The sequence below is a fragment of the Streptomyces sp. TRM68367 genome (assembly GCF_014495685.1).
Taxonomy (GTDB): Bacteria; Actinomycetota; Actinomycetes; order Streptomycetales; family Streptomycetaceae; genus Streptomyces.
In genome coordinates this window covers 66380-88769 of record NZ_JACTVI010000007.1, presented here as the reverse complement: position 1 = coordinate 88769, position 22390 = coordinate 66380, and the positions used below count along the sequence as shown (strand labels likewise).

Below are 22390 nucleotides of genomic sequence, written 5' to 3'. Positions count from 1 at the left end.
GGACCCGCCGGTGCCTCCGCCCACGGCACGGGCAGCCACCACGGGCTCCGCCCGAGGGGACTTGCCTCAGATGGCCGCGTGCCATCGCCCCGCGGTCGCTGCCAAGCCCTGGGCACTCAGGGGTCCTTGCACTATGCCCGCCCGGGTCGGGCGCTCATGGTGCAAGGACCCCTTACAGCCACTGTCGGCCTTCACCGCGATTCCGGTCGGCGGTGGATCGGCCCGCGGGAAGCTCCGGCGGGAGGGCCGGGCCGTCCTGATTCCGGCCCGCGGGAAGCTCCGGCTCAGACCTCCCGGCGGGCCCGGAGCAGCAGCAGCGCCACGTCGTCCAGGCGTTCCGCCTCATCCGCGGCGTCGGCGCCTTCCTACGACAGCACACACGTCCCCACCGGGCGGCCCGAGGCAATCAGCGGCAGGTAGGCCCAGGCCTCGAAGCCGTCGGGCGTCGTGTGCAGCGCCGGATAGAGGTGCTCCAGCTGACTGCGGGACTCGAAGAACGCGGGCACCCCGGTTCCCAGCACCTGCGTGCCCGGCGTCTGATCGGTCAGCGGCAGCCTGTCGAACCGCTGCACGACGTGCGGGTCCGGATAGCCGTGGTGCCCCAGCACCCGCATCCGGCCCGCCTGCGAACCGAGCACGACCAGCGCCTGGCCGCCCACGGCCGGGACGACCTCGTCCGCGACCAGCCGCACCACGTCCTGCACCCCCACCGCCTGGGTGAGCGCCCCGGCCAGGCTCAGCACCTGCGAGATGGTGACCAGCCGGGACGGCGCCTCGCCGGGCCACTGAGCAGCCCGGGTCATCTCCGACACCGCCCGGGCCCGGGTGACCCGCACGCTCAGCCCCGTCGTACTCGGGTACATACGGAACGACAGCCAGTCCCCGGGCGGCCGCAGCGCCACGAACGATGCGGTGTGCTGGCTGATCAGCGCCGCCCGGTAGCGGTCCTCGTACACCGGATCGTTCAGCCACGGCACCGACGCCCACGACTGCGTGCCGAGCAGCCGGCTGACCGGTACGCCCATCAGATCGGCCGCCGCGGCGTTCACGAAGCAGATCCGCCCCTGCAGATCGAGCGAGCACAGCCCGTACGGCAGCCTGGCCAGCAAAACGCGCCGCCTCCACCGTGCCGAGCGTGCCCGCCGCCCCGCCCAGCGGCGACCCGGCGAGCAGATCGGGCTCCGCGTACACCGGACGGCTCTCCTCGGCGGCCCGCTCCATGCGCACCGCCAGCCGGCCGCAGGCGGCGATCAGATGCTCGCGCTCCCGGTCGGACAGCTCCGGCGGATGCGAGCCGGGCCAGGTCACGAACACCGCGCCGTACACCGTGGACTCGGTCGCGATCGGCAGCGCGGCCAGCGCGAAGGGATACGGCAGCACCACGGCGATCCGCGGATAGCGGCGGGCCATCTCCTCCTCGCCGCCCACCCAGACCAGCCGCCGCTCCCGCACCGCCTCGGCCACCGGGACCGGCGCGGGCAGCCCCACCCGCTCCCACGGCGCCGCGAACGCCCGGGGCAGCCCCGCCATCACCGCCATCTGAAGCACCGGCTCGTCGGCGGCGAGCAGGTACACCGCGCCGGGTCACGGAACGCTCACAGGGGCTGCGCGGGTGTCCCGTAAGCGCTGTAATAACGGACGTGGTCAACGAGGGCGCCGCAGGACGCAGAGCGAGGGCCCTGCGTGTCGAGGACACCCTCAAGACGATCACCGACGACGCGGACTCGCCCGAACGGCTGCGCCGGGTCCTGGAGCAGGCCCTCGTCTTCGCCGGCGCCTCCTTCGCTGCCGTCTACGCCCTCGGCGAGGGCGGCGAACTGCTGTGCCTGGTCGAGTGGGCCGGCGTGCCCCGGACCCTGTACGGGCTGCGCGACAGTTACGCCGTCGCCGGGCGCTCCCCGGTGGCCGACGCCCACCGCGCAGGGCGGACGGTGTGGCTCGGCCCGGAGGAACTCGCCGAGTGTGCGCAGACGCGGCGCGTGGCCGGGCGGGACTTCCATCTGGCGGCGCTGCCCGTGTCCGGTGACGACGGCGGCGGCTGCCTGCTCGCGGTGAGCGAGCACCCCGACGGGTTCGGCACCGACGCCCGCGCCTGCCTGGACCGCGTCGCCGACGCGGTCGCCCACCCGGCCCCGGCCGCGGCGGTCGAGGGCGGGGAGCCGCCGCCGGACGCGTTCAGCCTCGCCATGGACACCGGCCGCGTCGAGGTCGGCGACGCCATCCTGGGCCTGTTCGGCCTGGACCGGGACGGGTTCGACGGCAAGGTCGAGACGCTGCTCGGACTGACCGTGCCGGAGGATCTGCCCTCGCTGATGTCGGTGGTGGAGGCCGACCACATGTCCATCGGCGACCGGGAACTGGAGTTCCGGGTGCTCCGGCCCGCCGGCCCGCCGAAGTGGCTGCGGCTGCGCGGGCGCCTGCTGCCCGGCGGCGAGGGCCATCCGGCCCGCCTCGTCGGCACCGTCGTCGACGCCTCCACGCTGCGCCCCGCCGTCAACGACGTAGCCCGCGTGCAGCGCCTGGCCGCCGCGCTGGCCACCGCGGTCACCGTCCGCGACGTCGGCCAGGCCGTGGTCACCGCGCTGCGCGGGCCGCTGCGGGCCGACCGGATCGCGCTGGCCGAGCTGGAGAACGACCGGCTCGTCGTCACCGTCCTCGACCCGCCCGCACCGGAGCACTGGCCCGAGCTGTGGCGCACGGAGTGGCGCACCGAATGGCCCGACGCACCGATGCGCGCCATGCCGACCCTCGCGTCCGCGCTGCGCGAGGGCCGCGCCCGGATCTGGCCGGCCGGCACCGTCCTCGAACCCGCCCTCACCGATGTCGGCCCCGGCGGCCTCGCCATACTGCCGCTGCCCGCCGCGGGCCGCATGGCCGGCGTCTGCCTGATCGGCTGGGACAGCCCGCACGACTTCGGCCCCGACGAACGCGCCCTGCTCACCGCCTCCGCCGGTCTCGCCGGACAGGCACTGATGCGCGCCCGCGCCTTCGACGCCGAACACGAACTCGTCGGCATGCTCCAGCGCCAGCTCCTGCCGCGCCGCCTGCCCCGGCTGCCCGGCGCGGTCGCCGTCGCCCGCTATCTGCCCAGCACGGCCGGACTGGAGCTGGGCGGCGACTGGTACGACGTGATCCCGCTGCCCGGCAACCACGTCGGCCTCGTCATCGGCGACGTCCAGGGGCACAGCGCGGGCGCCGCCACCCTCATGGGCCAGATGCGCACCGCCCTGCGCGCCTACGCCGTCGAGGGGCACCCCCCGGACGTGGTGGTCTCGCGCGCCAACCGTCTGCTCACCGACATGGAGACCGACCTGTTCGCCACCTGCGTCTACGTCGACATCGACCTGGAGGAGGGCTTCGGGTGGTGCGTGCGCGCCGGTCATCTGCCGCCAGTGCTGCGGTATCCGGACGGCGGCACGGAGATCGCGGAGGCCGAGGGCGGCCCGCCGCTCGGCGTGGCCGCGCAAGCCGACTTCCCGATGAGCCCGCTGCGGCTGCCGCCCGGCACCGTGATCGCGCTGGCCACCGACGGGCTCGTGGAGTCCGTCGAGGCCGACATCGACGCCGGCATGGACCGCCTCGCCCGCGAACTGGCCGCCGCCGACCCCGCCCACCTCGGTCTCGTCGCCGACGCCCTGCTCGGCAACGCCCGCCGCAGCGACGACGTCGCCCTGCTGCTCCTGCGCTACGACGGGATGGCGCTGCGCCCGCTGCGCGAGAGCTGGACGGTGTGGCGGGTGCCCCAGGCGGTCGGCCACGCCCGCCGCTTCACCCGGCGCACCCTGCGCTCCTGGGGCGTGACCGGGAACCTCGACGCCGTCCTCCTCGTCGTCTCCGAGCTCGTCACCAACGCCCTGGTGCACACCGACGGCCGGGTCCGCATGGACCTCACCCTCGTCAACGGGCGCCTGCGCGTCGCGGTCGCCGACGCCTCGCCCCGCACCCCCGTCAAGCCCACCAGCATCGGCTGGGAGGCCACGGGCGGCCGCGGCATCCTGCTCGTCGAGTCGATGTCGGCGACCTGGGGGACGGTGCCGGTCAGCGGGGGCAAGCAGGTGTGGGCCGAGGTGCCGCTGGGGCACTGAGAAGGCTGCCGAGGTGGCGTGGGAACGCCGAGGACGCCAACGGGGTGGCGCTAAAACGCCGAGCACGCCTCGCGCCTCGGTGCTCAGCCCAGCTTCTTCAGCAGCTCTTCGGCGACCGGAGCCGCCGACGCCGGGTTCTGCCCGGTCACCAGCGTGCGGTCGACGACCACGTGCGGGGCCCACGGCTCGCCGGCCCGCACGCGCACCCCGGCCTCGGTGAGCCGGTCCTCCAGCAGCCACTGCGCCTTCTCCGCGAGGCCGCCCTGGATCTCCTCGGCATTGGTGAACGCCGCCACTTCGTACCCGGCGCACACATTGCCGCCGTCGGCGCCGACCGCGGCCAGCAGCGCCGCCGGGCCGTGGCACACCACGCCCAGCGGCGTACCGGCCTCCAGGACGCGGGCGAGGAGCCGGCCGGAGTCGGCGTCGACGGCGAGGTCCTCCATCGGTCCGTGGCCGCCGGGGTAGAACACGGCCGCGTAGTCCTCCAGTTTCACGTCGGTCAGCGCGATCGGCTGTCGCAGCTCGGTGAAGGCACCCAGCGCCTTGGCGATCCGGTCGGCGTTCTCCTGGCCGCCGTTCAGCTCCGGCGCGAACGAGGCCCGGTCGACGGTAGGGACGACCCCGCCCGGAGTGGCGACGACGATCTCGTGGCCGACGGCCTTGAACGCCTCGTAGGTCCTCCAGGCTGCCGCTAATCCGTCGGCGCGGCGACGACTCGACGCTAGTGGGGCGCACCCTGCGGATTCCAATACCGTCGTCAACGTCAGTCACAGGAATTCTCATGACCGGGCCATGAGTCCGCCGCCGTCAGGCAAATCGAACCCAAGGCCCGGTCATGCAGCCCGACCTGAACCTGTTGCGCACCGTCCTGGCCGCCACCCTCGTACGCGACCGCCTGCTCGATTCCGCCCGCACGTGGTGACCGCGGCGCGACGGCGGGTACCCGGGGACGACGCAGAACCGCGAAGGCGCGAGAAACCCGAGAAACCCGAGAAACCCGAGAAAGGGGGCGCACCCCATGGCCCAGCACGTGCGCGACATCATGACCGGCGCACCGGTGTCCGTCGAGCCGCAGGCATCCGTCGCCGCGGTTGCCCGCCTGATGCGCGACCAGGACGTCGGCGCCGTCCTGGTGACGGACGGCGAGGAACTGCGCGGCCTGGTCACCGACCGGGACCTGGTGGTCCGGTCGGTCTGTGAGGGCGGCGACCCGGAGCAGACCACCGTGGTCGGCGCGCTCAGCGACGACCTGGTGACCGTACGACCCGACGAGGACCTGGACAACGCGGTGCGGATGATGCGCGAGCACGCCGTACGCCGCGTCCCGGTCGTCGACGACGAACAACACCCCGTGGGCATCGTCTCCATCGGCGACATGGCCATGGAACGCGACCCGAAGTCGGCGCTCGGCGACATCAGCGCCGCCCGCCCGAACACCTGACCGTCACGCGCCCGCCCCGCCGCACACTCACCCGAACGGGTGCTGTGTGCGGGACCGGCGGGTGCTTCACGACCGCCACGCGGTCGGCGCCGTACCCGGCGGGGGAGGGACACCACGGGCGGCGCACACCGGAAGCGCCGCCCGTGGTGAACCGGACGGGGACGGGAGGCCCGGGTGAAGCGGCGGGAGCGGAAGGGCCGTGCGGCCAGGACGGCCGGGCAGTCGCGTGGGGTCCGGCTCGCCGATGCCGCCGACGCCCGGCTGCCGGTGTACGAGGGCGGGGGACTGACCCGCAAGGCGTTCCCCGACCACTGGTCGTTCCTGCTCGGCGAACTGGCCCTCTACAGCCTGCTCGTCCTGCTCCTGACCGGAGTGTGGCTGACCTTCTTCTTCGAACCGGACATGTCCGAGGTCGTCTACGACGGCCGGTACGTGCCGCTGCGCGGCGAACGCATGTCGGCCGCGTTCGACTCCACCCTGCGCATCAGCTTCGACGTGCGCGGCGGGCTGCTCATGCGGCAGGTGCACCACTGGGCGGCGCTCGTCTTCCTCGGCGCCATCGGCCTGCACCTGCTGCGGATCTTCTTCACCGGCGCCTTCCGCCGCCCCCGGGAGGTCAACTGGATCATCGGGGTCACCCTGTTCGCGCTCGCCCTCGCGGAGGGCTTCGCGGGCTACTCCCTGCCCGACGACCTGCTGTCCGGCACCGGACTGCGCATCGCCCAGGGCATCATGCTGTCCCTGCCCGTCGTCGGCACCTACGTCAGCATGTTCGCCTTCGGTGCCGAGTTCCCCGGCGAGGACATCATCCCCCGGCTGTTCAGCCTGCACGTCCTGCTGCTCCCCGGCGCGCTGTTCGGCCTGGTCACCGTGCACCTGATCCTGGTCTTCTATCTCAAGCACACCCAGTGGCGCGGGCCCGGCCGCACCCGGGACAACGCCGTCGGCAGAACGTTCTTCCCGCGGTTCACGGCGACCTCGACCGGCCTGTTCCTGATCGTGTTCGGCTTGCTCACCCTGCTCGGCGGCATCGCCCAGATCAACCCTGTGTGGGCGTACGGCCCCTACCGCCCCGACCTGGTCTCCACCGGCTCCCAGCCCGACTGGTACGTCGGCTTCCTGGAGGGCGCGCTCCGCCTCGTACCGCCGTGGGAGACGACCATCGCCGGGCACACCCTGATGTGGAACGTGCTGCTCCCCGCGGTGGTCCTGCCCGGCCTGATGTTCCTCGTGCTGTACCTGTACCCCTTCGCCGAGCAGCGCCTGACCGGCGAGTCGCACCGCGAACAGCACCTGTGCGACCGCCCGCGCGACCGCCCCGTCCGCACCGCCCTCGGCGTCGCCGGTATCACCTTCTACGGCGTCCTGCTGCTGGCCGGCGGCAACGACGTGGTCGCGTACGCCTTCGAGGTCTCCGTGAACGCGTTGACCTGGGTGCTGCGCATCTCCCTGGTGGTCGCGCCGGTCCTCGCGTTCCTGCTCACCCGGCGGCTGTGCCACGCCCTGCTGCACGCCGAACGGGAACGGCTCCGGGAGGGGGTGCCCACCGGCGACGTACGGCAGACCGTCGAGGGCGGCTACGAGACCGAACACCGCCCGGTCGGGCACCTGCGGCCGGGAGCACCCGGACCGCCGCTCAGTCCTCCCCCCGGTCCACGAACTGGAACACCAGCCCCAGAACGCCGCGGGCCAGCACCGCGGCACCGATGAGGAACAGCCACAGCCCGTACACCACGCCCGTGGCGGCCACCGCGAACCCCGCCGCCGTCACCACCGGCCACGGACTCCCGGCCGGGAAGAACTCCAACGGCCCTGCGCTGTCGGCCACTTCCGCATCGCGACGGTCCTGCGGTCGCTTCCCCTTGCGCCGGTACTGCACCGCGCCGAAGAAGGACACCAGAGCCGCCATCAGGAAGGTGATCACCAGCACGGTGGTCCCGGCGGGTTCGGCGGACCACCAGCCGTAGAGGGCGGAGATGCCCGCGAAGAACAGCGCCACACCGCCGAACAGCAACGCCTCCGTCCTCATCGCACGCGCTCCCGCCTGCCGACTTCCGGGTGGCGCAGGTCGAACGCGGGCGACTCCGAGCGCACCCGGGGCAGCGCCGTGAAGTTGTGCCGCGGCGGCGGGCAGGAGGAGGCCCACTCCAGGGAACGCCCGTACCCCCACGGGTCGTCGACGGTGACTCGCGGCGCGTACCGGGCGGTGCGCCACACGTTGTACAGGAACGGCAGCGTGGACACGCCCAGCAGGAACGCCCCCAGCGACGACAGGGTGTTGAGCAGGGTGAAGCCGTCGGCGGCCAGGTAGTCGGCGTACCGCCGGGGCATCCCCTCCTCGCCGAGCCAGTGCTGCACCAGGAACGTCAGCTGGAAGCCCGGGAACAGCAGCCAGAAGTGGAGCTTCCCGAGCCGCTCGTCCAGCATCCGGCCGCTGAACTTGGGCCACCAGAAGTAGAACCCGGCGAACATCGCGAACACGACGGTCCCGAACAGCACGTAGTGCAGATGGGCCACGATGAAGTACGAGTCGGTCAGGTGGAAGTCCAGCGGCGGCGAGGCGATGAGCACCCCGCTCAGACCGCCCAGCAGGAACGTCACCAGGAAGCCGCAGGCCCACAGCATGGGTGTCTCGAACGACAGCGCACCGTGCCGCATGGTGCCGATCCACGCGAAGAACTTGATTCCGGTCGGCACGGCGATCAGGAACGACATCAGCGAGAAGAACGGCAGCAGCACCGCGCCGGTGGCGAACATGTGGTGCGCCCACACCACCGCCGACAGCATGGTGATGACGATCGTGGCGCCGATCAGGGGCAGATAGCCGAACAGCGGCTTGCGGGCGAACACCGGGATGATCTCCGAGATCACCCCGAAGAACGGCAGCGCCACGATGTACACCTCGGGATGCCCGAAGAACCAGAACAGGTGCTGCCACAGCAGCGCCCCGCCGTTCGTCGCGTCGAAGATGTGCGCGCCGAACTTGCGGTCCGCCTCCAGGGCGAGCAGGGCGGCGGTGAGCACGGGGAACGCGGGCAGGATCAGGATCGAGGTGAACAGCACGTTCCAGGTGAACAGCGGCATCCGGAACATGGTCATGCCCGGCGCGCGCAGGCACATGATCGTGGCGATGAAGTTCACCGCGCCCAGGGTGGTCGACACACCCGTCACGACCTGGCCCATCACCCACAGGTCGGCGCCCGCGCCGGGGGAGTGATTGGCGCTGTTGAGCGGGGCGTACGCGAACCAGCCGAAGGCCGCCGCACCGCCGGGCACCACGAACCCGGCCACGACCATCAGCCCGCCGAACAGGTACATCCAGTACGACAGGGCGTTCAGGCGGGGGAAGGCCACGTCCGGGGCGCCGATCTGCAACGGCATGATCGCGTTCGCGAAGCCGGCGAACATCGGCGTCGCGAACAGCAGCATCATGACGGTGCCGTGGATCGTGAGCAGCTGGTTGTAGGTGTGCTCGTGCACGAACTGCAGCCCCGGGCGGGCCAGTTCGGCCCGTATGGCCAGCGCCAGCAGACCTCCCAGCAGGAAGAACCCGAAGGCGGTCACCATGTACAGCCGGCCGATCACCTTGTGATCGGTCGTCGTGGCCCAGCGCAGCATCGTGGAACCGAGCGAGCGCTCACGGCCACGGGGTCCGGCGGCCCCGGCGAGCTGTGGCGGGTGCGTCATCGTCCTCCTCCCGGACCGCCGCGACGCTACCGGCGCCCACCGGCCTGCCGGACCGCGCCACGCCCTGATGTCAGCCCGTCAGGGGAGGTGGTTGTGCCGCACGATGTTTGACGAGACGGCTGGCGGGGACCCGGGGCGCCAGTGGATGCGGAAAGGATGATGAGAACCGTGACCACCGACACCAGTGAGAACGCCGCCGTCCGCCGGCCCGAGACGGGCTGGTCGCGAGCCCGCCGCCTGCGCGGCATGAAGGCCCTGCGCACCTGGCTGCCCGCTGTCGAGGAGCGCGACACGCCGCGCACACCGCACGTGGGCCCGGAGTGGAACATCGTCCGAGGCGAGGACTGACCTGCGGCTCGGCCAACGACTACGAAACCCGTAGTAATGGACAAGTAAACAGCCGATGTTCCACTGTGCCGGATCGCGGCTATGGTGGAGCAGATGAAGGCTCTCGTGCTGTCCGGCGGCGCCGGTACCCGATTGCGCCCGATCACTCACACCTCGGCGAAACAACTCGTCCCGGTCGCGAACAAGTCCGTGTTGTTCTACGGGCTCGATTCCATTGCCGCGGCCGGGATCACCGAGGTCGGGATGATCGTCGGCGACACCGCTGCCGAGATCGAGGACGCGGTCGGCGACGGATCGAAATTCGGCCTGAACGTCACCTACATCCCGCAGGAACGCCCCCTGGGACTGGCCCACGCGGTGCTGATCGCCCGGGACTATCTCGGCGACGACGACTTCGTGATGTATCTGGGCGACAACTTCATCGTCGGCGGCATCACGGGCCTCGTCGAGGAGTTCCGCGAACACCGGCCCGACGCCCAGATCCTGCTGACCCGCGTGGCCGACCCGCGCTCCTTCGGCGTCGCCGAACTCGACGCCTCCGGTCAGGTGATCGGCCTGGAGGAGAAACCGGACGCCCCCAAGAGCGACCTCGCCCTGGTCGGCGTCTACCTCTTCACGCCCCTCATCCACGACGCCGTCCGCGCCATCAAGCCGTCCTGGCGCGGCGAGTTGGAGGTCACCCACGCCATCCAGCACCTGATCGACGGACACGCCGACGTGCGCTGCACGGTCATCCAGGGCTACTGGAAGGACACCGGTAACGTCGTCGACATGCTGGAGGTGAACCGCACCGTCCTGGAGGGAATGGAGCGCCGGATCGACGGCGAGGTGGACGCCGGATCCGAGACGATCGGGCGGGTGGTCGTGGAGGAGGGTGCGCGGATCGTCAACTCCCGCATCGTGGGCCCCGTCGTCATCGGCGCCGGCACCCTGGTCAGCGACTCCTACGTGGGACCCTTCACTTCCGTCGCGGAGAACTGCGAGATCACCGACAGTGAGCTGGAGTTCTCCATCGTGCTGCGGGACTCCTCGATCCGCGGCGTCGGCCGCATCGAGTCCTCACTGATCGGCCGGCACGTCGAGGTGACCCCGGCCCCGAGCGTCCCCAGCGCCCACCGCCTAGTCCTCGGAGACCACAGCAAGGTGCAGATCCATTCATGAACCTCCTCGTCACCGGTGCCGCCGGGTTCATCGGCTCCCGTTACGTCCGCACACTGCTCGCGTCGGACGCACCCGACCCGCCACGCGTCACGGTCCTCGACAAGCTCACCTACGCCGGCACCCTGGACAACCTCGAACTCGACCATCCCCGGCTGGAGTTCGTGCAGGGCGACATCCGCGACGCCGAACTCGTCGACAAGCTGGTGGCCGAGGCCGACCAGGTCGTGCACTTCGCCGCGGAGTCCCACGTGGACCGCTCGATCCTCACCGCGAACGACTTCGTCCTCACCAACGTGGTCGGCACCCAGACCCTGCTGGACGCGGCCCTCAGACACCGCGTGGAACCCTTCGTGCACGTCTCCACCGACGAGGTCTACGGCTCGATCACGACGGGCTCGGCGACCGAGGAGTACCCGCTGCTGCCCAGCTCGCCGTACTCCGCCTCCAAGGCCTCCTCCGATCTGCTCGCCCTCGCCTACCACCACACGCACGGCCTGGACGTCCGGGTCACCCGCTGCTCCAACAACTACGGCCCTCACCAATTCCCCGAAAAGGTCATTCCACTCTTCGTGACCAACCTGCTCGACGGAAAGAAGGTCCCCCTGTACGGTCAGGGGCTCAACGTTCGCGACTGGCTGTACGTCGACGACCACTGCCTCGGTGTCGATCTCGTACGGACCAACGGCCGGCCCGGGGAGGTGTACAACATCGGCGGCGGCACGGAACTGACCAACAAGGAGCTCACCGGCCTGCTCCTGGACGCCTGCGGGGCGGACTGGGACCAGGTGGAGTACGTCGAGGACCGCAAGGGCCACGACCTGCGCTACTCGGTCGACTGCACCAAGGCCCGCACCGAGCTGGGCTACCAGCCGCGCCACGACTTCACCACGGGCCTCGCCGAGACGGTCGCCTGGTACCGGGACAACCGCGCCTGGTGGGAGCCGCTGAAGCGGCGCGTCACCGAGGAGCGAGCATGAAGTGGCTGGTCACCGGCGCGGGCGGGATGCTCGGCCGGGACGTCGTCGAGGAGCTCACCCGCCGCGGCGAGGACGTCGCGGGCCTGGACCACGCCGCCCTCGACATCACCCGGCCCGAGTCCGTCGACCGGACGCTCGCCGCGCACCGCCCCGACCTCGTGGTGAACTGCGCCGCCTACACCGCCGTCGACGATGCCGAGACCGACGAGGCACGCGCCCTGGAGATCAACGGCGACGGGCCGGGACACCTCGCCCGGGCATGCGCGGCGCACGACGCGCGCCTGGTGCACGTCTCCACCGACTACGTCTTCTCCGGCGACGCCCGCACCACCCCCTACCCGGAGAACCACGAGCCCGCCCCGCGCACCGCCTACGGCCGCACCAAGCTCGCCGGTGAGCGGGCCGTGCTGCAGGAGCTGCCGGGTGCGAGTGCCGTGCTGCGCACCGCCTGGTTGTACGGCACCCACGGCCGCAGCTTCGTGCGCACGATGATGGACCTGGAGGCCGGCCGGCCCACCGTGGACGTGGTCGACGACCAGCACGGACAGCCGACCTGGACCGCGGATGTCGCCCACCGCATCGCCGACCTCGGCCCCCGGATCGGCCCCGCCGCGCACGGCGTGTTCCACGCCACCAGCGCCGGCGAGGCCACCTGGTACGAGCTGGCCCGTGAGGTGTTCCGCCTCGTCGGCGCCGACCCGGACCGGGTCCGTCCCACCAGCAGCGTGGCCTTCGTCCGGCCCGCGCCCCGCCCGGCGTACAGCGTCCTCGCGCACGGCCGGTGGCAGGACATCGGCCTGCCACAGCCGCGTGACTGGCGCGCCGCCCTGACCGAAGCTCTACCCCTGATCCACAAGGCGTCCCAAGGAGTCCGTTCGTGAAGCGCCATGAGTTCCTGCGGGAACTGCACAAGGTCAGCGCCAACCGCAACTATCTGGAGATCGGCGTCAACGACGGCCGCAGTCTGCATCTGTCGCGCGTCCCCAGTATCGCGGTCGACCCCGCTTTCAAGGTGGTCTCGGAGCTGAAGTGCGACGTCCACCTGGTGAAGGCCACCAGTGACGACTTCTTCGCCCGCGACAACCCCCTGGCGCACCTCAAGGGAGGACGTCACCCGCTGCGCAACCTGCGCCGGGGCCGCAGCCCGATCGGCTACTGGCGGCGCACCACGGTCGACCTGTCCTTCATCGACGGCATGCACCTGTTCGAGTTCGCGTTGCGCGACTTCATGAACGTCGAGAAGCACTCCGACTGGACCAGCGTGATCGTCTTCGACGACATGCTGCCGCGCAACGTCGACGAGGCGGCACGCGACCGCCACACCGGCGCCTGGACCGGCGACGTCTACAAGGTCACCGAGGTCCTCAACCGGTACCGCCCCGACCTGGTCACCGTCCTGGTCGACACCGAGCCCACCGGCCAGCTCGTGGTCTTCGGCGCCGACCCCGGCAACACCGTGCTGCACGAGAAGTACGACGAGATCATGGCCGAGTACAAGGACGTGCCCGACCCGCAGAAGGTGCCCGAGGCGATCCTGGAGCGTGCGAGTGCCGTAACGCCTCAGACGCTGCTGGAAGCGAGCTTCTGGGGCCGGCTCGCCAAGGCCCGCGGCCTCGGCCTGTCCCGCTCCCGCGGCTGGGAGCCCCTGCGCCGCGCCGTGGAGCAGGTCGGCGTCAGCCGCTGACTCCGTACCGGACGACGGGGCCGGCCACCGCCCGGGGGTGGTCGGATCCGTCGTCCGGTCTTGTCGTGTGAGTGGGCCGGCGAGTCAGATGCGTGCCTATCTGCCGCGCTGCTCCTCGTCATACGCGCGGCAGGCCTCGTACGACGGCAGCAGGCCGGTGCGGCGGGCCTCGGCCAGGGACGGTGCCTCGGCGTCCTTCGGTGACAGGACGGGCGGGATGCCCTCGGGCCAGGCGATGCCCAGGTCCGGATCCAGCGGGTCCACCCCGTGCTCCCGCTCCGGCGCGTACCCGGTCGAGCACAGGTACACCACCGTCGCGTCGTCGGTGAGCGCCATGAAGGCGTGCCCGAGCCCCTCCGCGAGGAACACCGCGTGCCGGGTGTCGTCGTCCAGCCGTACCGCCTCCCACTGCCCGAAGGCGGGCGAACCGACACGCAGGTCGATCACCACGTCGAGGACGGCGCCGCGCACACACGTGACGTACTTGGCCTGCCCCGGCGGCACGTCCGAGAAGTGCACCCCGCGCACCACGCCCCGGCGGGACACCGAGCAGTTGGCCTGCGCGAGGGACAGGTCGAAGCCGGTGGCCTCGCGGAACTCCGCCCCGCGGAACCACTCGTGGAAGCTCCCCCGCCCGTCGGTGAACACCTTGGGCTCCAGAACCCAGGCTCCCTCGATCCCCAGTGCACGCACGCTCTCACGTCCTCCGTGACTTGATCTTCGATTCCGCCCTGCGCAGGGCGGCTCCGGCCGTCCGCCGCGCCTTGCGGACCAGCCGCTGTCCCAGACCGGGCTGCTGGGGAACGGGCACCACCTGCACTCCGTCGCGGGTGGCGCGCAGCGCGAGGGACAGCCGGTGGAAGCGCGGCGTGGCGCGGTCCGGGGTCAGGCAGAGCGCGGGGCGCCACGACGCCCGCGCGAGTCCGCCGGCGGGCAGCGGGGCCGACACCACGGCCCCGGGCCGGTCCGCGGCGGGGGACAGGGTGGCGGGCGTGTCGACCGACCCGCCGGCCGCGGTGAGCCGGGTGAGCCGCAGCCGCACCTCGGTGTCGCTGGGCACGTACACCGGCACCGTGGCGCGGAAGCGGCCGCCGGAGACACCGATGTTCGCCCGGCCGAGGGCGAGGTGCTTGCCCCCGTCGCCGACCTCCAGAGAGAGGTTGCCGTGCGGGTCCGTCCAGTACGGCCGGACCACGCGCCCTGCGATCACTCCGGGGTGCGGTTCGGGGCGGCCGGAGCGGGAGGCGGGTCCCAGCCGGCACTCCTTGGTCCAACCGGCCAGCTTCACCCGTACGACGGCGTCCCAGAAACCGTCCTCCGGCAGCGCGGCCGGGTCGACGGTCGCCGTCGCCCGCAGCACCAGCCGGACCTGACCGTCCTCCCCGGCGGGCACGGATTCGCGGGTGAACTTCACGGGCTGGAAGTACTGGGCGGCGCTGGAGCGCGCGCGCAGCAGCAGATCCGCGGTGGCGCTGCCGAAACGGGCGGCGTTCTGCGCGCCCACCCAGGCGATGGCCTCGGCCACGTCCTTCGGCGCGTCGGTCAGCGGGGCGGGGCCGGCCTGGGCCGGGAACGTCATCGGCTCGCGCGCGCAGGCGTACTCGGCGGTGAAGGAGATCCGCAGCGCACCGTCCTGCCACTCCACGCCGACGGGGCTCGCCTTGGGCGCGACGGACGCCTCCCACTGGGCGAACTCCACGACGTCGTCGTACCGGTCGGCCGCGGTCAGCGCGGCGACGACCTGCTGCGTGGGCTGCAGCGGAGCCGCGACGCCGGGCCCGAAGCGCTCCACGACGACCTCGTGGATCTCCTTGAACAGCTCCCGGCGGTAGTCGTCGGGCAGGCCGAGGAAGCGACGGCCGCGCAGCCGCTCGACCATCTCCACGCGCAGCCAGCGCCGGTAGAGCCGGTCGCGCACCGGTCCCGGCTCGGTGTACTTCTCGACGACGTCGAGGGCCTCGCGCAGGTTCCTGAAGTAGCCGACCGGGTCGAAGCGCTGGAAGCCCGCGTTGGAGGAGTCGTCCCGTCTGACGTGGTAGTAGCAGACGTAGTCGCTGAGCACCGAGACGTTGTCCGCGCGCAGATACGCCTCGGTGACGAAGACGTGGTCCTCCAGGCGCCGCCGCCCTTCGGGGAAGCGCAGGCCGGTGCGGTCGAGGAACGCCCGGCGGACCATCTTGTGCGGGGTCAGGCTGTCGAGCAGCGGTGCGTTCTCGACACTGGCCCGCGGATGGTTGCGGCGGAACAACTCCACCGGCACCCCGCGGCCCTGCCCGGCCATCTTGCCGACCACGACGTCGGCGCCGTTGGCCACGGCGTAGTCGTACATCCGCTCCAGGGCCTCGTCGCCGAGGTAGTCGTCGTTGTCGACGAACATGACGAACTCGCCCCGGGAGGCCTCGATGCCGACGTTGCGGGGCTTGCCCGACCAGCCGGAGTTCTCCTGGTGGATCACCCGCATCCGGGGGTCCTCGGCGGCGAGCGCGTCGAGCCGGGCCGGCGTGTCGTCCGTGGAGCCGTCGTCGACGAAGATCGCCTCGTATTCGTCGGGGGGCAGGGACTGCCTCTTCAGCGAGGCGATGCAGTCCTCGATGTAGGTCCCCGGGTTGTACACAGGGACGATGACGCTGACCTTGACCGGCATCAGGCTCCGGGGCCCCCTTTGGGTTCTCTCGCCGTTCACGTACGGGTGTGGAGCGTGTGTGCCGATGCTAACGCGGGCACCTGTGGGGCCCACGTCCCAACAATCTGCCGGAACGGTATCGTTCGATCACGCTGGCCGTGCGCTCCGGGCGGCCGTTCGAGGCCTTCGGCGTGTCCCGGCGCGGCGGCAGCGGCCGGAGGTGGCGGCGGCCGGCGCGCCGTAGCCTGACACCGTGCGCCTGCTGCTGATGTCCGACACCCATCTCCCCAAGCGCGCCAGGGAGCTGCCTGCGCCGCTGCTGGCCGAACTCCCGCGCGCCGACGTCGTGTTCCACGCCGGGGACTGGGTCGACACGGCCACCCTCGACCTGCTGGAGAGCCGCTGCCGCCGGCTCGTCGGTGTGTACGGCAACAACGACGGACCGGCGCTGCGGGCCCGGCTGCCCGAGGTGGCGTACGCCGACCTGGGCGGCCTGCGCTTCGGCGTCGTCCACGAGACCGGTCCCGCGCAGGGGCGGGAGGCACGGTGTGCCGCCCGCTTCCCCGACCTTGACGTGCTGGTCTTCGGCCACAGCCACATCCCCTGGGACACCACCGCCGCGACCGGGCTGCGCCTGCTCAATCCCGGTTCGCCGACCGACCGCCGTCGTCAGCCGCACTGCACGTACATGACCGCCACGGTCGCCGGCGGCTGCCTCACGGACGTGGAGCTGCACCGCCTGCCGCTCCGCTGACCGCGGCACCGGTGGCCTGTTTCGGCGGGCCGGGTGCGGGAGCCGCGGCGCCCCAGCCGCCGCCGACACGACCACGAGGTGGGTGTGAGTCATGCAGCACGACGCGTTCATCGGCCAGGTGCAGGCCAGGGCCAGGGGCAGCCGCGGCGCCGCCATGGGTCCCCCCCCGCTCCGAAAGATCGGTGCGCACCGACACCCGGTAATCGTGGTGCAGCCATGGCTTCCTCCTCGCGCCTCAGGGGGCGTCGGCCGGATGGATGGCTCCGGCGGTCGCGGTCAGCGGGGCACCGGTGCCGCCCCAGCGCAGTGCGACGATCTCGGCGGCGACGGACACGGCCACCTCCTCGGGCGTACGGGCGCCGAGGTCGAGCCCGACCGGCGAGCGCAGCCGGGACAGCTCGCGCTCCGTGAGCCCGGCCTCGACCAGCCGTTTCGTCCGGTCCCGGTGGGTGCGGCGGCTGCCCATCGCGCCGATGTAGGCGGCCGGGCGGCGCAGCGCCTCCTCAAGCAGCGGCACGTCGAACTTCGGGTCGTGGGTCAGCACGCAGATGACCGTGCGCTCGTCGGTGGCGGTGCCGTGCAGATAGCGGTGCGGCCAGTCCACGACCACCTCGACGCCTTGGGGGAAACGCTTGGGGGTGGCGAAGACGGGGCGGGCGTCGCAGACGGTGACGCGGTAGCCGAGGAAGGCGCCGATGCGTGCCACGGCCGCCGCGTAGTCGATGGCGCCGAAGACCAGCATGCGGGGCGGGGGCGCGAAGGAGTGCAGGAAGACGGTGACGGCGTCCTCGCGGCGCTCGCCGTGCGGCCCGTAGTGTCGCAGGCCGGTGGCGCCGAGGTCGAGTTCGCCGCGTGCGTCGGCGGTCACCGCCGCGTCCAGGCCGGGCGTGCCCAGGGTGCCGGAGGCCCGGTCCGGCCAGACCGCGAGGGTCGCTCCGCGTGGTGCCGGGCCGTCGGTGACCGTGGCCGCGGTCACCGGCTCGCCCGCGCCGACGGAGTCCGCGAACGGGCCGAAGGAGGGGTCCCGCTCGGGGGTGACGGAACGCACCAGCAGGGTGATCTCGCCGCCGCAGGTGAGGCCGACCGCGAACGCGTCCTCGTCGCTGTAGCCGAAGGTCTCCAGGCGGGCCTCGCCGTCGGCCACGACCTCCTGCGCCAGCTCGAACACGGCGCCCTCGACACAGCCCCCGGACACACTGCCCACGACCTGGTCGTCCGGACCCACGGCCATGGCCGCGCCCGGCCCGCGCGGCGCGCTGCGGCGCACCCCGACGACCGTGGCGAGGCCGAACGGTGCCCGGGCGGCGTACCAGTCCTTCAGCACCGGGATAATGTCACGCACTATTCGCTCCTTCCACCGAGGCCACTGGGGCGCCGAACGCATCGGGGCCGACGGGGGCGCCGGAGCCACCGAGGGCGCCAGAGCCGTCGGGGGCGCCAGAGCCGTCGGGGGCGCCAGAGCCGACAGGGGCGCCGGGGCCCGCTGAAGGCTGCCCCCCGTACTCCAAGGGTCCCCTGCACCGCCGCCGCCCGCCGCTCCAGCGCGGCCAGGCTGTGCCCCTCGATGAACGCGTCCACGCTCGGCAGCGCCGCCGCCATCCCGGCCGCCAGGGGCGCGTAGCCGGGCCGGGCCTTGCGCGGATTGGCCCAGATGACCCGGTGGCCAGCCGGTGCAGCCGGCGCATGCCGGCCCTCGGCCGGGTCGTACGGCAACAGACGTACGCCCGTGCCGCCTCGGTCGCCGCGCAGCGCACGGCGGCCGAGGACGGCACGGGCGAGGCTGTCGGGGCCCTGGAGGGATGGGCCTCGACGCGCCGACCAGGCAGGTCACTGACGGGCCGTAGGCCAACCGGCTGACGGTGCCGCAGATCAACTGTCCGCCGAATACCGCCGATCAGCCGGCCGACGGCCCCGTCCAGTCCGCCCGTACGTGGCCGAGGCGCACCCGCTGCGGGTGGTCGCCGACCGGTACGGACGCCGACTTCTTGCCGGTGGCGAAGTCGATGGCGGTGACCTGGTCGGACCCGCTCTCGGAGACGACGCAGGACTTGCCGTCGCCGCTGACGGTCGCCCAGTAGGGCTTGGCGGCGGCGACGAGCGGGCCCTCCTTCAGGGTCGACCGGTCGACGACGGTCGCGTAGTCGTCCATCGTGCCCGCGACGCACAGCTTGCTGCCGTCCGGGCTCATCGAAATGCCGTGGTGACGCGAGTCGTTGACCCAGGTCGTGCGACCCTCGCTGGTCGCCGGGTTCTTCGGCAGTGTCTTCGTACGGGTGATCTTGTCCGTGGCGACGTCGTACTCGAAGAAGCCGTTGAAGAACGAGACCTGGAAGTACAGCTTGGACTCGTCGGGCGAGAAGACCGCGGGCCGCACGGCGTCCGAGTGGTCGTCGAGCCCGATCGCGTTCAGGCGCTCGCGCATGTCGATGACCTTGACCTGTTTGTACGTCGTTGCGTCGACGACCGTGATCCGGCGGTTGCCCTTCGTCCAGTCCAGCCACGGGGCGTCCAGGGCGGTGTTGACGTCCCCGATGGACATGTTCCAGATGTACTTGCCGTCCTTGGTGAAGATGTTCTCGTGCGGCTTGTCCCCGGTGGGGAACGAGCCGAGCTGCTTGCCGGTCTCGATGTCCAGCACGTGCACGGTGTTCCCGGTCGAGGCGGAGACGGCGACGCGCTTGCCGTCGGGGGAGATCGCCATGTGGTCGGCGCGGAAACCGGACACCGGGAAGCGCCAGTTGATGCGCCCGGTGGCGAGGTCGAGGGAGACCACGTCGGCGAAGCTCGGCCGGGAGACGACCACCGACTTGCCGTCCGGCGTGGAGTACATGTCGTCGACGAACTGGTCGTGGCCCTCGCCGACGGTGTTGCGGATCGTCATGAAGGCGACCCAGCGGATCGGATCGGCGTTGATCTCCGCCATCCGCTCGTCCTTGTCCGGGATGACGTTGATCCGGCCGATTCTCGCCAGGTCGCCACCGGACCTGATGACATCGGCGGTGCCGTCCCAGTTGTTGCCCACGAACAGCACCTCGCGCAGCGCGGCGGAGGAGCCGGCTGCCGGGGCGGCGGAGGCGACGGTCGCGGGAGCGGCGACGGTGAGCGTGAGGGCGGCGGCTACGGAGCAAAGGTGCCTGGTTTTGCTGGCAGGCATGACTGCTCTCTCCTCTGTGTGGGCGCGGTGAGCTGGCAGGCCGGGCAGGGGTCGGCGCAGAAGCGGGAATCTGAACACAGACGCTTTCAGAGTCAACTTACTGCAAAGTAAGGAAGGGGTGGCCTTCTCCACAAGACCGCGTGCACGACAAAATCGGGGTTCGAGTCGAGATCGCCGGGCATCGCTCCGGACGAGGAAGAGGAGGGGCGGGTGGCGGGCAGGCTGAAGGCGCCGACCGGTCGCTACGGCGGCAAGTCCGCCGCGGAACGGCAGGCCGAGCGGCGCCGGCGTTTCCTGGACGCCGCGCTCCAGTTGTTCGGGGACACTCCGGGGTACCGGTCGACGACCGTCGCGGCGCTCAGCGAGGCCGCCGGGTTGTCGACGCGTCAGTTCTACGAGGGGTTCAGCACGTTGGAGGACGTGCTGACTGCCCTGCACCTGGAGGTCAACGACTGGGCCGAGGCGGCCGTGGTGACCGCGGTGGCGGGTGCCGAGCGGCTGCCGCTCGCGGAGCGCGCCGCCGTGATCTTCCGCGCGTACGCCGCGAACGTCACCTCCGACCCGCGCCGCATCCGCATCACCTTCGTCGAGATCATCGGAGTCAGTCCGCGCCTGGAGGAGCAGCGGCTCGCCCGCCGCGCCCGCTGGATCGACCTCATCTGCGCGGAGGCGCAGCGGGCTGCCGAGCGCGGGGAGGCCGCGCCGCGCGACTACCGGCTCGCCGCGACGGCGTTCATCGGCAGCGTCAACGGCCTGCTCCACGACTGGAGTGCCGGCTGGGTGGACGCGACGCTGGACGACGTCGTCGACGAACTCGTCCGGCAACTGCTGGGCATCCTGCGGCCGGTGGGATGGAGCCCGTCGGAGGAGGGGGATCCGCCGGGGTGAGGGGGGCGCGCGAGCTGCGGAGGTGAGGGCCAGCTACCTGGCGATACCGGAGCCCCCACCGCGGAGGAAACCGCCGACCAGGCGGAGCTGCTGGGCCATGCGAACTCCCCGCCGTTCCTCCGGTGTTGTCGGAATGCCCGCGAGCCACCCGCTGTGAGCCTGCCGTACGACCTTGCCCCCGCACCACGGATCGTAGTCCGCGGGTGATCCGGACGATACGGCTCGGCCGTCCCCGTCCCCGGCGGGGATGAGGAACCCCGGGGCAGGACCTAGGCGAGCCGGTTCACCGCGTCGACCACCGGTGCGATTCCGTCCTCCGCGCGCACCCGGGCTCCCAGGGCCCGTGCCCGTTCCCGGTAACCCTCGTCGCGCGCGGCCCGCGTGAGGGCAGCGGCCAGCATGTCGGCGGTGAGGCGGCGCAGGGGGATCGCGCGCGGGGCCACGCCCAGGGCGACCAGGCGTGCGGCCCAGAAGCCCTCGTCGAACTGGACCGGCACCGGCACGGCCGGGACCCCGGCCCGGACGCCGGCCGCCGTCGTGCCCGCGCCCGCGTGGTGGACGACGGCGGCCATCCTGGGGAACAGCACGGAATGCGGGACCTCGTCGATGGTCAGCACGTCGTCGCCGGACGCCTCCAGCCCGCCCCAGCCGCGCTGGATCACCCCGCGCAGCCCCGCCCGGCGCAGCGCGCGCACGATCTCGGCGCTGAGTCGCTCGGGGTCGGGCACGGTCGCGCTGCCCAGGCCCACGAACACCGGCGGCGGGCCCGCGTCGAGGAAGTCCCGTACGGATGGCGGAAGTTCGCTCTCGCGATTGTACGGCCACCAGTAGCCGGTGACGTCCAGGCCCGCTCGCCAGTCGCGCGGCCGGGGCAGCACCAGCGGGCTGAAGCCGTGCAGCACCGGCCAGCCCCGGCGCTCCCGCTCCCGCCACGCCGTCGCGGTCCCCGCGCGGGGCAGTCCCAGCCGGGCCCGCACCTCCGGCACGGCCCGGGCGAAGACCCGCTCCACGGCGAGGTTCACACCGTGCCCGGCGAGCCGGTTGCCGGCGGCCCCCCAGGAGCCGGCGGTGAGCATCGGCGGCGCGAACTCCTGTGTGGGATGCAACGGTTGGAGATGCACACCCAGGCTCGGCAGTGACAGCCCCTCGGCGATGGCGTGCCCCAGCGGTCCGGTCGCCCCGGCCAGCAGCACCACGTCGCTCTCCCGGGCCGCGGCCAGGAGGTCGTCCGTCATCTGCCCGACGACCGCCCGCGCCAGCGCGACGAACCGCACCATCTTCCCCACGCCGGTCGCGCTGCGATGCAGGCCCCGCCCGCGCGAGGACTCCAACTCGGCCCGCGGATCCACCGGCAGCGGATGGAACGCGACCCCCGAGCCGGCCACCAGCGGCTCGAAGCGGCCGTGTGTGACCAGGGTGACCCGGTGCCCGGCCCGCACGAGACCGTGTCCGAGTCCGGTGAACGGGGCCACGTCGCCCCGGGATCCTGCCGTCATGATGGCTAAGCGCACGACGGCAGTATGCCGGACGCGGCCGGTCTTCCCGGGTGAACGACCCGTCGGCAGCGGCGATTTCGCGCCTGACG

At 72.1% G+C, this 22390-nt stretch carries 19 protein-coding genes and 1 pseudogene; 11 read left to right on the top strand and 9 right to left on the bottom strand.

Annotated features, from left to right (window positions below; all coding sequences use genetic code 11):
* Window positions 1-368: 368 nt before the first annotated feature.
* Window positions 369-1581 (bottom strand): annotated as a pseudogene (locus H8R17_RS07575) (PAS domain-containing protein); the annotation flags it as partial.
* 59 nt (window positions 1582-1640) lie between these two features.
* Between H8R17_RS07575 and H8R17_RS07570 the strand changes: the two are divergent.
* Window positions 1641-4085 (top strand): SpoIIE family protein phosphatase, encoded by a 2445-nt coding sequence (locus H8R17_RS07570; RefSeq protein WP_187822357.1) that lies wholly within the window; start codon window positions 1641-1643, stop codon window positions 4083-4085.
* 83 nt (window positions 4086-4168) lie between these two features.
* Here the strand turns inward: H8R17_RS07570 and H8R17_RS07565 are convergent, their stop codons facing one another.
* Complete coding sequence (locus tag H8R17_RS07565) at window positions 4169-4837, bottom strand: type 1 glutamine amidotransferase domain-containing protein (protein ID WP_262505087.1); 669 nt, start codon at window positions 4835-4837, stop codon at window positions 4169-4171.
* Between the two features lie 269 nt (window positions 4838-5106).
* Between H8R17_RS07565 and H8R17_RS07560 the strand changes: the two genes are divergently transcribed.
* The gene (locus H8R17_RS07560; RefSeq protein ID WP_187822356.1) at window positions 5107-5529 is read left to right on the top strand and encodes a CBS domain-containing protein; all 423 of its coding nucleotides are present in this window, start codon (window positions 5107-5109) and stop codon (window positions 5527-5529) included.
* A gap of 174 nt (window positions 5530-5703) precedes the next feature.
* Window positions 5704-7239, top strand: a complete 1536-nt coding sequence (locus H8R17_RS07555; protein ID WP_187822355.1) for a cytochrome bc complex cytochrome b subunit — start codon at window positions 5704-5706, stop codon at window positions 7237-7239.
* Here H8R17_RS07555 and H8R17_RS07550 read toward each other — a convergent pair.
* Together H8R17_RS07550 and ctaD are read right to left on the bottom strand one after the other, a co-directional pair.
* Complete coding sequence (locus H8R17_RS07550) at window positions 7166-7558, bottom strand: cytochrome c oxidase subunit 4 (RefSeq protein WP_187822354.1); 393 nt, start codon at window positions 7556-7558, stop codon at window positions 7166-7168. The genes H8R17_RS07555 and H8R17_RS07550 overlap by 74 nt on opposite strands.
* Window positions 7555-9147: a cytochrome c oxidase subunit I gene (ctaD, locus tag H8R17_RS07545; RefSeq protein WP_399476432.1), complete on the bottom strand. Its 1593-nt coding sequence runs from the start codon at window positions 9145-9147 to the stop codon at window positions 7555-7557. The genes H8R17_RS07550 and ctaD overlap by 4 nt, the downstream gene beginning before the upstream one ends.
* Before the next feature lie 237 nt (window positions 9148-9384).
* On the opposite strand from ctaD, the gene H8R17_RS07540 reads away from it, so the two are divergent.
* From H8R17_RS07540 to H8R17_RS07520, 5 genes are all read left to right on the top strand, one after another.
* Window positions 9385-9564 carry a hypothetical protein gene (locus H8R17_RS07540; protein ID WP_187822352.1) on the top strand — a complete coding sequence of 60 codons (180 nt, stop codon included), beginning with the start codon at window positions 9385-9387 and terminating at the stop codon, window positions 9562-9564.
* A gap of 93 nt (window positions 9565-9657) precedes the next feature.
* Window positions 9658-10725, top strand: coding sequence for a glucose-1-phosphate thymidylyltransferase (locus H8R17_RS07535; protein WP_187822351.1), 1068 nt, complete (start codon window positions 9658-9660; stop codon window positions 10723-10725).
* Window positions 10722-11702: a dTDP-glucose 4,6-dehydratase gene (gene rfbB, locus H8R17_RS07530; protein ID WP_187822350.1), complete on the top strand. Its 981-nt coding sequence runs from the start codon at window positions 10722-10724 to the stop codon at window positions 11700-11702. The genes H8R17_RS07535 and rfbB overlap by 4 nt, the downstream gene beginning before the upstream one ends.
* On the top strand, window positions 11699-12583 hold the full coding sequence (rfbD, locus tag H8R17_RS07525) for a dTDP-4-dehydrorhamnose reductase (protein WP_187822349.1): 885 nt from the start codon (window positions 11699-11701) through the stop codon (window positions 12581-12583). The genes rfbB and rfbD overlap by 4 nt, the downstream gene beginning before the upstream one ends.
* Window positions 12580-13386 (top strand): class I SAM-dependent methyltransferase, encoded by an 807-nt coding sequence (locus tag H8R17_RS07520; RefSeq protein WP_187822348.1) that lies wholly within the window; start codon window positions 12580-12582, stop codon window positions 13384-13386. The genes rfbD and H8R17_RS07520 overlap by 4 nt, the downstream gene beginning before the upstream one ends.
* Window positions 13387-13482: 96 nt before the next feature.
* Here H8R17_RS07520 and rfbC read toward each other — a convergent pair whose 3' ends face one another.
* Entirely contained in the window at window positions 13483-14079 is a 597-nt protein-coding gene (gene rfbC / locus H8R17_RS07515) for a dTDP-4-dehydrorhamnose 3,5-epimerase (protein ID WP_187822347.1), read from the bottom strand.
* 4 nt (window positions 14080-14083) lie between these two features.
* Window positions 14084-16030 (bottom strand): glycosyltransferase family 2 protein, encoded by a 1947-nt coding sequence (locus H8R17_RS07510; RefSeq protein WP_187822346.1) that lies wholly within the window; start codon window positions 16028-16030, stop codon window positions 14084-14086.
* 232 nt (window positions 16031-16262) lie between these two features.
* On the opposite strand from H8R17_RS07510, the gene H8R17_RS07505 reads away from it, so the two are divergent.
* On the top strand, window positions 16263-16763 hold the full coding sequence (locus H8R17_RS07505) for a metallophosphoesterase (RefSeq protein WP_187822345.1): 501 nt from the start codon (window positions 16263-16265) through the stop codon (window positions 16761-16763).
* A gap of 235 nt (window positions 16764-16998) precedes the next feature.
* Here the strand turns inward: H8R17_RS07505 and H8R17_RS07500 are convergent, their stop codons facing one another.
* Window positions 16999-18105, bottom strand: coding sequence for an XdhC family protein (locus H8R17_RS07500; protein WP_187822344.1), 1107 nt, complete (start codon window positions 18103-18105; stop codon window positions 16999-17001).
* A 341-nt stretch (window positions 18106-18446) separates the two neighbouring features.
* Here H8R17_RS07500 and H8R17_RS07490 point away from each other — a divergent pair, with 341 nt between their 5' ends.
* Entirely contained in the window at window positions 18447-18620 is a 174-nt protein-coding gene (locus H8R17_RS07490) for a hypothetical protein (RefSeq protein ID WP_187822455.1), read from the top strand.
* A 37-nt stretch (window positions 18621-18657) separates the two neighbouring features.
* Here H8R17_RS07490 and H8R17_RS07485 read toward each other — a convergent pair whose 3' ends face one another.
* Window positions 18658-19917 carry a YncE family protein gene (locus H8R17_RS07485; protein ID WP_187822343.1) on the bottom strand — a complete coding sequence of 420 codons (1260 nt, stop codon included), beginning with the start codon at window positions 19915-19917 and terminating at the stop codon, window positions 18658-18660.
* Between the two features lie 210 nt (window positions 19918-20127).
* On the opposite strand from H8R17_RS07485, the gene H8R17_RS07480 reads away from it, so the two are divergent.
* Complete coding sequence (locus tag H8R17_RS07480) at window positions 20128-20805, top strand: TetR/AcrR family transcriptional regulator (RefSeq protein WP_187822342.1); 678 nt, start codon at window positions 20128-20130, stop codon at window positions 20803-20805.
* Window positions 20806-21074: 269 nt separating this feature from the next.
* On the opposite strand, the gene H8R17_RS07475 is transcribed toward H8R17_RS07480, so the two are convergent.
* Complete coding sequence (locus H8R17_RS07475) at window positions 21075-22301, bottom strand: glycosyltransferase (protein WP_187822341.1); 1227 nt, start codon at window positions 22299-22301, stop codon at window positions 21075-21077.
* Window positions 22302-22390: the final 89 nt, after the last annotated feature.